Genomic DNA, 1,202 nt, shown 5'->3' with positions numbered 1-1,202 from the left:
CGTGGCATACCCCTCACAGAATCCGGACGTGCGGATTTCCCGCATCCGGCTCTTTATAAGGTTCATTGTTCGTCAGTTCAAGCGTATATACTCACATAGATTTTAGGTTTCGCCAATGGGTGCTGCTTCATCATTTCCCTGAACCCTTCCCATGTATAACTTTTCTTCTGGCTCCTCCGGTTCAGCCACTTGTACAGCGTCTTTTCTACCTCCCGGTAGAACAGGCCGATACTCCGACTGTTATCGGTCAGTCCATAGTAATGGTAGTATCCAACTAATATCTCATTCAGCTTCTTCACCTGCACGGAAATTTCCTTATGACGCTCCTTTTTGATTTGCGCATGGATTTCCCTGCTTTTCTTTTGCAGCTTCTTTCTGCTGGTTTTCCTCTTCACCCGGAACTTTCCGTTCCTGCTTTCTGAAACGTAGTGTGTAAAGCCCAGAAAGTCAAAGGTTCCCGTCTTCTTTCCCTCACGCTCTGCTCTTTCTTTTGCAAAACGGCCAAATTCTATCAGACGGCTCTTTTCTTCTTCCAGGCTCAGCCCGAAGTGCTCCATTCTATGTTTCAAGCGGCTATAGAATTCTTCTGCCTCCTCTTTATATTGGAAACAGGCTACAAAATCATCGGCATATACGATTAGACCACAGTATCCCCGCATCTTCGGCTTAACTTTTTCTTCAAACCACCATAACAGTACATAATGCATATAGATATTTGCCAGGATGGGCGAACACACACTTCCCTGGCCGGAACCCTCCGGACTTTCCTGATACCCATAATCCTCCATGATTCCCGCTTTCAGCGTCCTCCTTATCAGACGCGTGATGTTCGGGTCTTTGATTCTTGATTCCACAAATCTTTCTATCCATTTATGGTCCAGATGATTAAAGAAACCCTGGATATCCGCATCCAGCACATAGTTCGTTTTTTCTCTTTCCAGCATCTGATTTAGCTTCCTCAGCGCCTGATGGCAGCTTCGGCCTGGTCGGAATCCCATCATGTTGTCATAAAACTGTGGTTCAAACACAGCCTCCAGGATTTCTCTCAGTCCCTCCTGTACCAGCTTATCCTCGTAGCAGTAGATGCTGATTGGCCTGGTCTTTCCGTTTTCTTTAGGTATCTCTACCTTTCTGGCCGGCTTTGGCTTATATGCCTTTCTTTTCAGGCTTTCCACCAGTCTGGCCAGATTTTCTTCCAGATT

Annotated in this window: 1 protein-coding gene; it reads right to left on the bottom strand. The window is 46.2% G+C overall.

What is annotated here, in order from left to right; all coding sequences use genetic code 11:
• Positions 1-77: 77 nt before the first annotated feature.
• Positions 78-1,202, bottom strand: a 1,125-nt coding sequence (ltrA, locus tag CLOSYM_RS13540; RefSeq protein ID WP_021642531.1) for a group II intron reverse transcriptase/maturase, incomplete at its 5' end; no start/stop codon positions are given.

The organism is [Clostridium] symbiosum ATCC 14940 (genome assembly GCF_000466485.1).
GTDB lineage: Bacteria > Bacillota > Clostridia > Lachnospirales > Lachnospiraceae > Otoolea > Otoolea symbiosa.
This window is presented reverse-complemented; position numbering and strand designations above follow the sequence as displayed.